Source organism: Pseudomonadaceae bacterium SI-3, from assembly GCA_004010935.1.
Classification (GTDB): domain Bacteria; phylum Pseudomonadota; class Gammaproteobacteria; order Pseudomonadales; family Pseudomonadaceae; genus Stutzerimonas.
The window spans coordinates 336,851-350,272 of the sequence record CP026511.1 but is presented as its reverse complement, the minus strand read 5'-3'; the positions used below and the strand labels follow the sequence as shown (position 1 = coordinate 350,272).

Annotated in this window: 6 protein-coding genes, 2 tRNA genes, 3 rRNA genes and 1 pseudogene; 7 read left to right on the top strand and 5 right to left on the bottom strand. The window is 58.2% G+C overall.

All coding sequences use genetic code 11. The features are described 5' to 3' along the window. The first annotated feature begins 40 nt into the window (after window positions 1-40). The 5 genes from C1896_01665 to C1896_01645 all read left to right on the top strand — a co-directional run bounded on the left by C1896_01665 (window position 41) and on the right by C1896_01645 (window position 5,180). Window positions 41-2,179: a TonB-dependent siderophore receptor gene (locus tag C1896_01665; protein AZZ43739.1), complete on the top strand. Its 2,139-nt coding sequence runs from the start codon at window positions 41-43 to the stop codon at window positions 2,177-2,179. 56 nt (window positions 2,180-2,235) lie between these two features. Continuing rightward, on the top strand, window positions 2,236-2,553 hold the full coding sequence (locus C1896_01660; protein AZZ43738.1) for a DUF2218 domain-containing protein: 318 nt from the start codon (window positions 2,236-2,238) through the stop codon (window positions 2,551-2,553). Beyond that, window positions 2,550-3,500: an alpha/beta hydrolase gene (locus C1896_01655; protein AZZ43737.1), complete on the top strand. Its 951-nt coding sequence runs from the start codon at window positions 2,550-2,552 to the stop codon at window positions 3,498-3,500. The genes C1896_01660 and C1896_01655 overlap by 4 nt, the downstream gene beginning before the upstream one ends. A 104-nt stretch (window positions 3,501-3,604) precedes the next feature. Further along, window positions 3,605-4,051 (top strand): DUF2147 domain-containing protein, encoded by a 447-nt coding sequence (locus C1896_01650; protein AZZ47482.1) that lies wholly within the window; start codon window positions 3,605-3,607, stop codon window positions 4,049-4,051. 76 nt (window positions 4,052-4,127) lie between these two features. Further along, window positions 4,128-5,180, top strand: a complete 1,053-nt coding sequence (locus C1896_01645; GenBank protein ID AZZ43736.1) for a 6-aminohexanoate hydrolase — start codon at window positions 4,128-4,130, stop codon at window positions 5,178-5,180. Between the two features lie 522 nt (window positions 5,181-5,702). On the opposite strand, the gene rrf is transcribed toward C1896_01645, so the two are convergent. The 5 genes from rrf to C1896_01620 form a co-directional block, all read right to left on the bottom strand. After that, window positions 5,703-5,818 (bottom strand): 5S ribosomal RNA (rrf, locus tag C1896_01640). A gap of 138 nt (window positions 5,819-5,956) precedes the next feature. Then, a 23S ribosomal RNA gene (locus C1896_01635) occupies window positions 5,957-8,871 on the bottom strand. A gap of 235 nt (window positions 8,872-9,106) precedes the next feature. Continuing rightward, window positions 9,107-9,182: transfer RNA gene (locus C1896_01630), tRNA-Ala, on the bottom strand. Between the two features lie 30 nt (window positions 9,183-9,212). After that, window positions 9,213-9,289 (bottom strand) — tRNA-Ile (locus C1896_01625). A 90-nt stretch (window positions 9,290-9,379) separates the two neighbouring features. After that, window positions 9,380-10,917, bottom strand: a 16S ribosomal RNA gene (locus tag C1896_01620). Together the 16S, 23S and 5S rRNA genes with 2 tRNA genes alongside form the textbook arrangement of a ribosomal RNA operon. Window positions 10,918-11,026: 109 nt before the next feature. Here C1896_01620 and C1896_01615 point away from each other — a divergent pair. Together C1896_01615 and C1896_01610 are read left to right on the top strand one after the other, a co-directional pair. Beyond that, window positions 11,027-11,428 (top strand): annotated as a pseudogene (locus C1896_01615) (hypothetical protein). A 407-nt stretch (window positions 11,429-11,835) separates the two neighbouring features. Beyond that, window positions 11,836-13,398 carry a type VI secretion system protein TssA gene (locus C1896_01610; GenBank protein AZZ43735.1) on the top strand — a complete coding sequence of 521 codons (1,563 nt, stop codon included), beginning with the start codon at window positions 11,836-11,838 and terminating at the stop codon, window positions 13,396-13,398. Window positions 13,399-13,422 lie beyond the last annotated feature (24 nt).

The window sequence follows — 13,422 nt, the reverse complement described above, 5'->3', positions numbered from 1 at the left end:
GTTTGCCAACACGTCGCCGCCGCTGCGACAGGAGCCGCCCATGGACAGAATTCTCCGCACCTCTAGCCTCAGGCCATTGCTGCTCGCCGGCCTGCTCGCTCCGTTTCCGTTGAACGCCCTGGCGCAGAGTGTCGCCGCCCAGGCCGAACCGGTGCAGCTGGAGAGCATCACCGTAGAAGGCAACCGCCTGTACGACATGCCGTCCTCGGAGCAAAGCGGCGGCTACACCGTGCCGGCCGCAACCGTCGGCACCAAGACACCGGCCGAACTGCGCGACATCCCGCAGTCGATCAGCGTGTACACCAGCGATTACATCCGCGACCGCCAGTTCGTGAACCTGGATGACCTGGCCAAGTACTCAACCGGCCTGCGCACCTTGAGCAACGACAGCGGGCGCTCGTCGATCTATGCGCGCGGCTACGAGTACGACGAATTCAACATCGATGGCCTGCCCGCGCCGATGGCCAGCATCAACGGCACGCTGCCGTCGCTGTCGCCGTTCGATCGGGTCGAGGTCATGCGCGGGCCGTCCGGGCTGTTCAACAGCACCAGCGAGATGGGCGGCATCGTCAACATGGTGCGCAAGCGCCCGACCCGCGAATTCCAGGGCAGCCTGACCGGGCGCTACGGCAGCTGGGACACCAATTACCTGGAAGCCGACCTGTCCGGCTCGCTCGACGAGCAGGGGCGCGTGCGCGGCCGTACGGTCATCTCCCGCGCCGACACCAACGGCGAGGTCGACTACAACGCCAACACCAGCGAGAGCTTCTACGGCGCGCTGGACATCGACCTGTCCGACGCCACCGTCATGTCTTTCGGGCTGATCCACCAGACCAAGGACATCCTTCCGCACAACGGCTATCCGGCCGCCATCGACGGCAGCCTGGAAGACTTCAGCCGCTCGACCTACCTGGGCGCCGACTGGGGGGATTTCGACAGCCGCGGCACCGACGTCGTCGCCGAGCTGACCCATCGCTTCGACAATGGCGGCTACGGTCGCGTGGCGGTGCGCGGCTCCAGGCGCGCGACCGATTACCTCTATGCCTTCACCGCGCGCAACGTCAACAGTGGCGCGACCAGCCTGGCCTACACCGCCCGCGATCTGGAGCAGGACACCCTCGCCGTCGATGCCAACTACAGCCAGCCGCTCGAGCTGCTCGGGCAGGTCAGCGAGTTCGTCATCGGCAGCGATTTCAAGCGCTACGAGACCGAGTATGCGGACGCCCGCGGCAATCTCGGCGCCATCGACGTCGCCAGCTACCAGCCGGGCGACACCAGCAAGCCGAACGTCACCTTCGGCACACCGACCGAAACCGATGAGCGCGAAGCCGGCCTCTACGCCAAGCTGACCTTCCGCCCGATCCAGCGCCTGGCGCTGATCGGTGGCGCGCGGGTCAGCAGCTTCGAAGGCGAGAACAGCAGCGCCACGCAGGATGTGCGCGAGTCCGGCTATGTCACGCCCTACGGCGGCCTGGTGTTCGATCTGGATGACCAGCACTCCCTCTACGCCAGCTACTCGCAGGTATTCAAGCCGCAGAGCGAGGCCGGTGCCGACGGCCGCATCATCGACCCGCGCAAAGGCGAGCAGTACGAGGCGGGTATCAAGGGCAGCTATTTCGGCGGCGACCTCAATGCGCGCATCACCGCCTTCCAGCTCACCGACGAGAACCGCGCGGCCGGCGCCATCGATGACAGCGGCGCGTTGATCAGCGGCGTCTACGAGGCCACCGGCAAGACCCGCATCCGCGGTGGCGAACTGGAAATCAGCGGCTACCTGACCCCCGACTGGGAAGTGCTGGCCGGCTACACCTACATGAAGACCGAGAACCTGGCCGGTGACGACAACGCGCTCTTCGCGCTGATGCCCCAGCACCAGGCCTCGCTATGGACCAAGTACACCCTGCCTGGCGGTGCCCTGCGCGGCCTGGGGATCGGTGGTGGCGTGACCGCGATGAGCGACTACTACATCGAACGCGCCGGCAGCCCGCGCCTCAGCGCACCGGGATATGCAGTGGTGGATGCCAAGCTGTCCTACCCGATCACCGACAAGCTGACCGGCACCTTCGACGTGAACAACCTGTTCGACCGCAAGTACTACTCGCGGGTCGGCAGCGTCGGCACCTTCAACTTCTACGGCCCGTCGCGCAGCTTCACGGTGGGCGCCCGCTACGAGTTCTGATCCACACCAGGCCGCCGATGCCTGCGCGTATCGGCGGCTGACTCCCGGAGATCACCATGCCCCAGTTTCACGCCCAGGTGGCGACACCCCGCGCATCGCGCAACATGACGCGACTGTGCAAACACTTCGCGCACAAGGCCGAAGTCCAGCTGGATGAGCGTCAGGCGGAGGTCGCATTCGCCTTCGGCCAGTGCCGGATGCTTGCCGATGACGAGCGACTGCTGATCGACTGCCAGGCCGAGGCCGGCGAAGCGGAAAAGCGCCTGCGCTTCGTCATTGACGACCACCTCAACCGCTTCTCCGGCGACGAGGCACTGAAGGTGAACTGGCTGGACGGGCCGCTTCCGCCAATCCATAGGCAGGTCGAGCCATGAAAGGCGCCCTGCTCGCCCTGCTGGTGGGTCTGGGGATTGCTGCCGTACAGGCACACGCCGGGGAAGAAGCGGACTGGCAGCCGGTTCGGCTGCCGCACAGCAGCCAGCATGACCTGCATTCGCAACGCACCGGCAATGACTACCGCATCTTCGTCTCCGAGCCGCGACACGCGCCACCGCCGGGTGGCTATCCGGTGCTCTATGTGCTGGATGGCAACGCCCTGTTTCCGGGACTGGCGATCCAGGCCCAGGCGCTGGAGGATCGACCCGACCCAAGCCTGCGCGATTCGATACTGGTGGTTGGCATCGGCTACCCCGGCGAGGCCCTGTACGACTTCAAGGCGCGTGCCGAGGATTACACGCCCAAGGCCGAGGATCGCCAGCGCCTGCAGGGCCGCGAACCGCCACCATCGGGCGGTGCCGATGACTTTCTGGCCTTTATCGAGCACGAGCTCAAACCGCTGATCGCCCAGCGCTATCCGGTCGACGCCCGACGGCAGACCCTGTTCGGCCATTCCTACGGCGGCCTGTTTACCCTCTACACCTTGCTCACCAAGCCGCAGGTGTTTCAGGGCTATGTGGCAGCCAGTCCGTCGATCTGGTGGTACAAGGGCTACGTCGAACGCTCGCTTACGGCGTTCGAACAGCGGCTCGCAGACCTGCCCATCGATGCGCGCCTGCTGGTCACCGCCGGCGGCGCCGAACAGCCCGCGGCCGATGCCGCCATGGACGACCCGCGCCAGCGCCATATGGCCGAGCGGCGTATGGTAGGCAATGCCCGGGATCTGGTCGACCGGCTGCAGCGGCTGTCGAGCCAGGGCCTGCACAGCGAATTTCAGCTGTTCCCGGGAGCCAACCACGGCACCAACGCCGCACACAGCTCGGTCGTGGCACTGGCATTGGCAGCCGCCATCGGACGCCAGCCATCCCGCGATCAGGACGACTGAGGATGGCGAAAGCGACGAGAACCAACCGGTCAGCCGGCCAGGGGCAGCGCAGGCAAATGCCCGGTGCTAGAGTCGGCGCTGCCTTTTCCATCACTGGTGACACCATGCGTCCTCTTTTCAATGCCCTGCTGCTGGCCCTGCCACTCTCGCTCTCGTCACTGGCCTTTGCCGCCGAATCGCCTGCCGGCCGCTGGCAGACCATCGACGACGAAACCGGCAAGCCCAAGTCCATAGTCGAAATCCAGCAGGCCGCTGACGGCACGCTGAGCGGCAAGGTCGCCGATATCCTCAAAACGGATCACGGACCGAACCCGGTCTGCAGCGAATGCGACGGCGAGCGCAAGGATCAGCCCATCACCGGCATGACCATTCTCTGGGAACTCAAGCCGGACGGCGAGCAGGCCTGGAGCGACGGCACCATCCTCGACCCGGCCAAGGGCAAGACCTACCGCGCCAAGGCCAAGCTGGTCGAAGGTGGCGACAAGCTGGAAGTCCGCGGCTACGTCGGCATCGAGGCGCTGGGCCGTACGCAGACCTGGATTCGCCAGTAACGCCGACCTACATCGGGGTGCTGGGAGGCACTGCTTCCTGATTGCACCGCAGGGCAAGGACAGGGTCGAACCCTGCATGCCCATTCCTGCCAAGCGCGTCTCTCGCTCAACCTGGTATCGCCGCGTTCTCTGCGTGGCGGTGCTCTCCATCCTCAGCCCACTGGCGACCGCGAACGGCGGACTGGCGGCCATGCTCGATGAAGCCGAACGGCTGGCCCCGCTGGAAACACTGATCATCGCCCAACATGGCAAAGTGATCGCCGAGCGCGGTTACCGCGGACATCGCACCACCACGCCGAGCAACATCAAATCCGCGTCCAAATCGGTGATTTCCGCACTGATCGGCATCGCCATCGGCAAGGGCGTCATCGACAGCATCGAGCAGCCCATTGCGGAGCTGCTGCCAGCCGACCTACCCGGCAGGCCCGATCCGCGTCTGCAGCAGGTGACAGTTAGCAACCTGCTGAGCATGCAGGCCGGGCTCGGATCGACCTCCGGGCGCAACTACGGCGCCTGGGTGGCGAGTCGCAACTGGGTTCGTGCGGCGCTGGCACGCCCGTTCGAGGCCGACCCTGGCACGGCGATGATCTATTCGACGGGCTCCAGCCATCTGCTCTCGGCAATCCTTACGCGCCGCACCGGTAAGTCCACGTTGCAGCTGGCGCAGCAGTGGCTAGCGCCAGTCGACGGCTTCGCCATCAGCGCCTGGACGCGCGATCCGCAGGGCATTTATCTGGGTGGCAACGAGATGGCGATGACGCCACGCTCGCTGCTGGCCTTCGGCGAGCTCTACCGCCGCGGTGGGCTCAGCGCATCCGGCGAACGCTTACTCTCAGCCGACTGGATCGATGCGTCCTGGACGCCACGCACGCGCTCGCGCTACACCGGTCACGGCTATGGCTATGGCTATGGCTGGTTCATCACCGAACTGGGCGGAGAAGCGGTGCGCTATGGCTGGGGCTATGGCGGGCAGATGGTCTACGTGGTGCCGGGCCTCGATATGACGGTGGTGATGACCTCCAACACCATGCAACCCTCCAGCGGCGCCATGGGCCATCGCGACGCGCTGCATCGGCTGCGCGGCGAGATCATCAGCGCGCTGCGCGAAACGCAAGTCAGCCGACCTTAAGTCTGCGCTAACCACTGCTGGGCGGCGGAATCGATATCAACGACGCACTAAGAATAAACATAGGAAAGCTGGTACACAGCATGAGTTAACCGGAGCTTCGAATTTACAGCGTTTGATTATGATGGGTGCGCCATGCTGCAGATACGCAACGACCTGTCGTGGCTCAATCACGCAGGGCACAGTATCTCTATGGTCAAGGAGCATCTGAGTAAGTCCGAACGAAGGAGCTCGCTCCTGGGGGTTTCTCCTTCTCTGGAGGCCGTTGCCGTCCGGTATCGCTCCGCTCAATGCCAGCTGAAATCGTTGGCGTTATTTGACAACACTGGTCAGCACCCCTTACGGACACGCCGCGTATCACGTGCATGCCGTCCCGAAGCCTAGCGTTGAACGAAGCGATACCGATGTTGAAGCTGTCGCCGATCTACTGGCTGCTACCGCTCGGTCCGACTTCCAAGTCGATTTTTCTTTGGCCCAAAGACAAACCCCCGATCCTTTTACGAAGATCGGGGGTTTGGTGTAGAAGCTTGACGATGACCTACTCTCACATGGGGAAACCCCACACTACCATCGGCGATGCGTCGTTTCACTACTGAGTTCGGGATGGGATCAGGTGGTTCCAACGCTCTATGGTCGTCAAGCAATTCGGTTGGGGAGTCGGTGTTGAGTCGCTTCCCCTAATTGGGTATGTGATGGTGTTTCGGTGTTGCTTTCGCTTTGCGAGCGTTGCGTCTTTTCGGTTTGTTTGTCGACTTCAACCGTCTGACACACAAACATCAAATTGTTTGGGTGTTATATGGTCAAGCCTCACGGGCAATTAGTATTGGTTAGCTCAACGCCTCACAGCGCTTACACACCCAACCTATCAACGTCGTAGTCTTCGACGGCCCTTCAGGGAGCTCAAGGCTCCAGTGAGATCTCATCTTGAGGCAAGTTTCCCGCTTAGATGCTTTCAGCGGTTATCTCTTCCGAACATAGCTACCCGGCAATGCCACTGGCGTGACAACCGGAACACCAGAGGTTCGTCCACTCCGGTCCTCTCGTACTAGGAGCAGCCCCTCTCAAATCTCAAACGTCCACGGCAGATAGGGACCGAACTGTCTCACGACGTTCTAAACCCAGCTCGCGTACCACTTTAAATGGCGAACAGCCATACCCTTGGGACCGGCTTCAGCCCCAGGATGTGATGAGCCGACATCGAGGTGCCAAACACCGCCGTCGATATGAACTCTTGGGCGGTATCAGCCTGTTATCCCCGGAGTACCTTTTATCCGTTGAGCGATGGCCCTTCCATACAGAACCACCGGATCACTAAGACCTACTTTCGTACCTGCTCGACGTGTCTGTCTCGCAGTCAAGCGCGCTTTTGCCTTTATACTCTACGACCGATTTCCGACCGGTCTGAGCGCACCTTCGTACTCCTCCGTTACTCTTTAGGAGGAGACCGCCCCAGTCAAACTACCCACCATACACTGTCCTCGATCCGGATAACGGACCAGAGTTAGAACCTCAAAGTTGCCAGGGTGGTATTTCAAGGTTGGCTCCACGCGAACTGGCGTCCACGCTTCAAAGCCTCCCACCTATCCTACACAAGCAAATTCAAAGTCCAGTGCAAAGCTATAGTAAAGGTTCACGGGGTCTTTCCGTCTAGCCGCGGATACACTGCATCTTCACAGCGATTTCAATTTCACTGAGTCTCGGGTGGAGACAGCGCCGCCATCGTTACGCCATTCGTGCAGGTCGGAACTTACCCGACAAGGAATTTCGCTACCTTAGGACCGTTATAGTTACGGCCGCCGTTTACCGGGGCTTCGATCAAGAGCTTCGCTTGCGCTAACCCCATCAATTAACCTTCCGGCACCGGGCAGGCGTCACACCCTATACGTCCACTTTCGTGTTTGCAGAGTGCTGTGTTTTTAATAAACAGTCGCAGCGGCCTGGTATCTTCGACCGGCATGAGCTTACGGGGTAAACCCTTCACCCTCACCGGCGCACCTTCTCCCGAAGTTACGGTGCCATTTTGCCTAGTTCCTTCACCCGAGTTCTCTCAAGCGCCTTGGTATTCTCTACCCAACCACCTGTGTCGGTTTGGGGTACGGTTCCTAGTTACCTGAAGCTTAGAGGCTTTTCCTGGAAGCATGGCATCAACCACTTCTCCTTCTAAAAGAAGGATCGTCATCAGTTCTCGGCATTAAGATCCCGGATTTACCTAAGACCTCTGCCTACCACCTTAAACTTGGACAACCAACGCCAAGCTGGCCTAGCCTTCTCCGTCCCCCCATCGCAGTAACTAGAAGTACGGGAATATTAACCCGTTTCCCATCGACTACGCTCTTCAGCCTCGCCTTAGGGACCGACTCACCCTGCGTCGATTAACGTTGCGCAGGAACCCTTGGTCTTTCGGCGTGGGAGTTTTTCACTCCCATTGTCGTTACTCATGTCAGCATTCGCACTTCTGATACCTCCAGCAAGCTTCTCAACTCACCTTCACAGGCTTACAGAACGCTCCTCTACCGCTCAACTTACGTTGAACCCGTAGCTTCGGTACCTGGTTTGAGCCCCGTTACATCTTCCGCGCAGGCCGACTCGACTAGTGAGCTATTACGCTTTCTTTAAAGGGTGGCTGCTTCTAAGCCAACCTCCTAGCTGTCTGAGCCTTCCCACATCGTTTCCCACTTAACCAGGATTTTGGGACCTTAGCTGACGGTCTGGGTTGTTTCCCTTTTCACGACGGACGTTAGCACCCGCCGTGTGTCTCCCGTGCTGACACTTGCTGGTATTCGGAGTTTGCATCGGTTTGGTAAGTCGGGATGACCCCCTAGCCGAAACAGTGCTCTACCCCCAGCAGTGATACACGAGGCGCTACCTAAATAGCTTTCGAGGAGAACCAGCTATCTCCGAGCTTGATTAGCCTTTCACTCCGATCCACAGGTCATCCGCTAACTTTTCAACGGTAGTCGGTTCGGTCCTCCAGTTAGTGTTACCCAACCTTCAACCTGCCCATGGATAGATCGCCCGGTTTCGGGTCTATTCCCAGCGACTAGACGCCCTATTAAGACTCGCTTTCGCTACGCCTCCCCTATTCGGTTAAGCTCGCCACTGAAAATAAGTCGCTGACCCATTATACAAAAGGTACGCAGTCACCTAACAAAGTAGGCTCCCACTGCTTGTACGCATACGGTTTCAGGATCTATTTCACTCCCCTCTCCGGGGTTCTTTTCGCCTTTCCCTCACGGTACTAGTTCACTATCGGTCAGTCAGTAGTATTTAGCCTTGGAGGATGGTCCCCCCATATTCAGACAAAGTTTCTCGTGCTCCGTCCTACTCGATTTCACTTCTAAGACCTTTTCGCGTACAGGGCTATCACCCACTATGGCCGCACTTTCCAGAGCGTTCCGCTAAAATCAAAGAAGCTTAAGGGCTAGTCCCCGTTCGCTCGCCACTACTAAGGGAATCTCGGTTGATTTCTTTTCCTCAGGGTACTTAGATGTTTCAGTTCCCCTGGTTCGCCTCACACACCTATGTATTCAGTGTGTGATAACCATCTTATGATGGCTGGGTTCCCCCATTCAGACATCTCCGGATCAAAGTCTGTTTGCCGACTCCCCGAAGCTTTTCGCAGGCTACCACGTCTTTCATCGCCTCTGACTGCCAAGGCATCCACCGTATGCGCTTCTTCACTTGACCATATAACCCCAAGCAATCTGGTTATTGTCTAATAACGTGAAGACGACATTCGCCGAAAATCCGCAATTTTACTCGCAAATTTTACCTTGACTTGAATAATCACCAGTGAAAGTGACCACTCAAATCTACTTCTATCACATACCCAAATTTTTAAAGAACAGTTACTGGCGCAAAGACCAGAAATCAATACACTCCCTAAGGAATCTATTCATTTCTGTGCTTTCAAGCGATGGTGAGAATAATGGTGGAGCCAAGCGGGATCGAACCGCTGACCTCCTGCGTGCAAAGCAGGCGCTCTCCCAGCTGAGCTATGGCCCCATCTACAGATCGGCCACATCCCATGACAATTGGTGGGTCTGGGCAGATTCGAACTGCCGACCTCACCCTTATCAGGGGTGCGCTCTAACCAACTGAGCTACAGACCCAATCGTCTCTCTCGGGTCGAAACCCAATCGCTTTTCGCTAGTGAATCAAGCAATTCGTGTGGGAACTTATGAAGAAGCTGAAGTCTTCGATTAAGGAGGTGATCCAGCCGCAGGTTCCCCTACGGCTACCTTGTTACGACTTCACCCCAGTCATGAATCACTCCGTGGTAACCGTCCTCCCGAAGGTTAGACTAGCTACTTCTGGAGCAACCCACTCCCATGGTGTGACGGGCGGTGTGTACAAGGCCCGGGAACGTATTCACCGTGACATTCTGATTCACGATTACTAGCGATTCCGACTTCACGCAGTCGAGTTGCAGACTGCGATCCGGACTACGATCGGTTTTATGGGATTAGCTCCACCTCGCGGCTTGGCAACCCTTTGTACCGACCATTGTAGCACGTGTGTAGCCCAGGCCGTAAGGGCCATGATGACTTGACGTCATCCCCACCTTCCTCCGGTTTGTCACCGGCAGTCTCCTTAGAGTGCCCACCATAACGTGCTGGTAACTAAGGACAAGGGTTGCGCTCGTTACGGGACTTAACCCAACATCTCACGACACGAGCTGACGACAGCCATGCAGCACCTGTGTCAGAGTTCCCGAAGGCACCAATCCATCTCTGGAAAGTTCTCTGCATGTCAAGGCCTGGTAAGGTTCTTCGCGTTGCTTCGAATTAAACCACATGCTCCACCGCTTGTGCGGGCCCCCGTCAATTCATTTGAGTTTTAACCTTGCGGCCGTACTCCCCAGGCGGTCGACTTAATGCGTTAGCTGCGCCACTAAGATCTCAAGGATCCCAACGGCTAGTCGACATCGTTTACGGCGTGGACTACCAGGGTATCTAATCCTGTTTGCTCCCCACGCTTTCGCACCTCAGTGTCAGTATTAGCCCAGGTGGTCGCCTTCGCCACTGGTGTTCCTTCCTATATCTACGCATTTCACCGCTACACAGGAAATTCCACCACCCTCTGCCATACTCTAGCTTGCCAGTTTTGGATGCAGTTCCCAGGTTGAGCCCGGGGCTTTCACATCCAACTTAACAAACCACCTACGCGCGCTTTACGCCCAGTAATTCCGATTAACGCTTGCACCCTTCGTATTACCGCGGCTGCTGGCACGAAGTTAGCCGGTGCTTATTCTGTCGGTAACGTCAAAACACTAACGTATTAGGTTAATGCCCTTCCTCCCAACTTAAAGTGCTTTACAATCCGAAGACCTTCTTCACACACGCGGCATGGCTGGATCAGGCTTTCGCCCATTGTCCAATATTCCCCACTGCTGCCTCCCGTAGGAGTCTGGACCGTGTCTCAGTTCCAGTGTGACTGATCATCCTCTCAGACCAGTTACGGATCGTCGCCTTGGTGAGCCATTACCTCACCAACTAGCTAATCCGACCTAGGCTCATCTATTAGCGCAAGGCCCGAAGGTCCCCTGCTTTCTCCCGTAGGACGTATGCGGTATTAGCGTTCCTTTCGAAACGTTGTCCCCCACTAATAGGCAGATTCCTAGGCATTACTCACCCGTCCGCCGCTGAATCATGGAGCAAGCTCCACTCATCCGCTCGACTTGCATGTGTTAGGCCTGCCGCCAGCGTTCAATCTGAGCCATGATCAAACTCTTCAGTTCAATACTGCATGGGTTTTGAGAAAACCCTAAACTTGGCTCAGCAATCGCAATCTCTTCAAAAGGTCACCCTTAAGAAGAGCACTCAATGATTTCTCGCTGAGTATTTGTGATGCTGATAATCTTGCTGACTATCAGTCTTACCTCACAAGCACCCACACGAATTGCTTGATTCAGTTGTTAAAGAGCGTTTCGATCAAGTCTTTCGCCTCAACCGAGGCCGCGCATTCTACAGCAGCCTTGTGTCTCGTCAAGCTGTTTTTGAAGAAGTTTTTCTTTCTTCTCAACCGCTTGCGCTTCCGATCAACCTAGCGTCTCTCGTCAGCGGGAGGCGAATCATACAGCGTCTAAAACCGCTGTCAACCACCTCTTTCAACCGCTTCCGATCAACCTGATCGAAGCCACCAACAGTGCTAAACCACCACCCTGCCAGCCCGGCGCATTCTACTCGAATCCGCCATCCGTGCAACCTTTTATTTTCGCTAACTTCTTGATTTACAAGAGGTTTCGCTAAAGGCCTGCGCCGGAGAAGGTGCGCATTATAGGCACTGGAAAACTCACGTCAACGCATTTTTCCGTGCCTCGCGAAGATTAAACGGACCTCCTATATAGGGAGAGAACAGAAGCGTGCGTGGATGCCAGTCTCGCCTTTACAAACGCGAGGCGAGACCCGTGCTTCATGTTGAGGTTCAACACGAGCCCGCCTCAAAAAGTTAACTACTGCTCATCTCAGATGCCGAGCCCTACATCGCGGCCCGCCCATCGCCTTAGATGAAAACCACTTCACAGTTGTCCCAAGTCTTAGTGCCTAGGATTCGCGTCTCATTGACGTGCGGTTTTTTCGCACGCGGCAAAGTCGTTGCGCATGAAGCGCCCCTGCACCAGCAACAATGCTAATGCAGGTATCAGTTGAGTCATGGAATGACGTTTTCAAGCAAGCTAGCCGCTCATGTATTGGCGGTAGCGAAAGCTCCTATCACGGCCACCGGCTTCGCGGGCGACGATGTTCGCTATGCCGCTGAATATGAGTTGCTGGAGCAGGAGCTTGGCAAGGCGGCGTCGCTACATGCCTCGGGGTCCGTAGACTGGGATACAGTGCGTGAAGGCAGCGAAAGCCTGCTGAGCACTCGGACTAAAGATTTACGTGTTGCGGCTTGGCTGACTTGGAGCCTGTATCAACGTGACTCGTTTCTCGGGTTGCATGCTGGCCTGTCCATGCTTGGCTTCTTTTGCCACGACCATTGGGACGACATCCATCCACGCAAGGACCGCACGCGTGCCGCTGCGATCACGTGGCTGGTTCCTCGGATGGAACAGGTGCTTGCCGAACATGTGCCGATGGGCGAACAACTTCAACTATTCGAGCAGATCACGGTCGAGCTACGCAGCCTCGAAAGCTGCCTAGCCGCGAAGTTAGGCACACAGGCCCCTCTTCTATTACCCCTATGTCGTCGGCTTGAGGAAATGGTCAAGCGAGCTGGCGCCGCGCATCCGCACCCTGGTGCTGTGGGCGCAGCTATAGCCCAGGTCAAACAGGTGGCTGCGCAAGTGTTCACGGCTGCAACACCGGTAGAGCACGACAAAGACGCCCATAAGAGCCTGCGCAGCCTGCAGGATCAGGCCAGACCGCTTTGCGGCTGGTGGCTCAAGCAAAAAGCTACCGATCTCAAGCCTCTGCGGCTGGCTCGCACTCTTCTGTGGCTACCCATCGACTGTCTCCCCGAACGCAACGCCGATCAGATCACCGCACTACGCGGCATCCCGGCAGACAAACTCGCCAGCTATCGCGAGCGCTTCTCGCAGGGCCTATACGCCGACTTATTAGCCGACCTAGAAGCCAGCATTGCCCGCGCGCCGTTCTGGCTCGATGGTCAGCGCCTGGCCTGGGAATGCTTGAGCGAGCTCGACGCCGAACAGGCAATGCGCGAGGTAGAAATCCAGCTCGCGCTCTTCCTGCAACGAATGCCGGGGCTAGAGGAGCTGCGCTTTCATGACGGCACACCCTTTGCCGACGCAGAAACTCGCGCCTGGATCAGCGCCCAAGTAATGCCTCATGTACAGCCCGCGCAGGCTGCAAGCGAATCGCCAACCAACCGGGGCGGTACTACGCCCGTCTGGGAAGAGGCGCTGCAGGAGGTACTTCCTCACTTACGCAAAGACGGCCTCAAAAGCGCCGTGCAGAAGCTCAAGCTCGGCCTCAACCAGGCACGCGGTGGGCGGGAGCGTTTCTATTGGCAACTGGCTTTGGCCCGGTTGTGCTTGCAGGCCAAGAAATACGACCTGGCCAAGACCCAACTCGAATCCCTCGATCAGACGCTACAGGCCACGGGCCTGGGCGACTGGGAACCCGATCTCGCCCTCGAGGTGCTGCGTCTGCTGCATAGCTGTTGCGAGCTGCTGCCGCAGAACCACGCCGTGCGTGAAAGCAAGGATGAGATTTACCGCAGGCTGTGCCACCTCGACCTCGAAGTGGTACTCGATTAGGCCCCCGGGCCGTAAACCCAAAGG

Excerpts from the sequence above, each read along its gene's own strand:
- C1896_01660 (AZZ43738.1), top strand. The coding sequence starts at position 2,236 with ATGCCCCAGTTTCACGCCCAGGTGGCGACACCCCGCGCATCGCGCAAC.
- C1896_01650 (AZZ47482.1), top strand. The coding sequence starts at position 3,605 with ATGCGTCCTCTTTTCAATGCCCTGCTGCTGGCCCTGCCACTCTCGCTC.
- C1896_01665 (AZZ43739.1), top strand. The coding sequence starts at position 41 with ATGGACAGAATTCTCCGCACCTCTAGCCTCAGGCCATTGCTGCTCGCC.
- C1896_01655 (AZZ43737.1), top strand. The coding sequence starts at position 2,550 with ATGAAAGGCGCCCTGCTCGCCCTGCTGGTGGGTCTGGGGATTGCTGCC.
- C1896_01610 (AZZ43735.1), top strand. The coding sequence starts at position 11,836 with ATGACGTTTTCAAGCAAGCTAGCCGCTCATGTATTGGCGGTAGCGAAA.
- C1896_01645 (AZZ43736.1), top strand. The coding sequence starts at position 4,128 with ATGCCCATTCCTGCCAAGCGCGTCTCTCGCTCAACCTGGTATCGCCGC.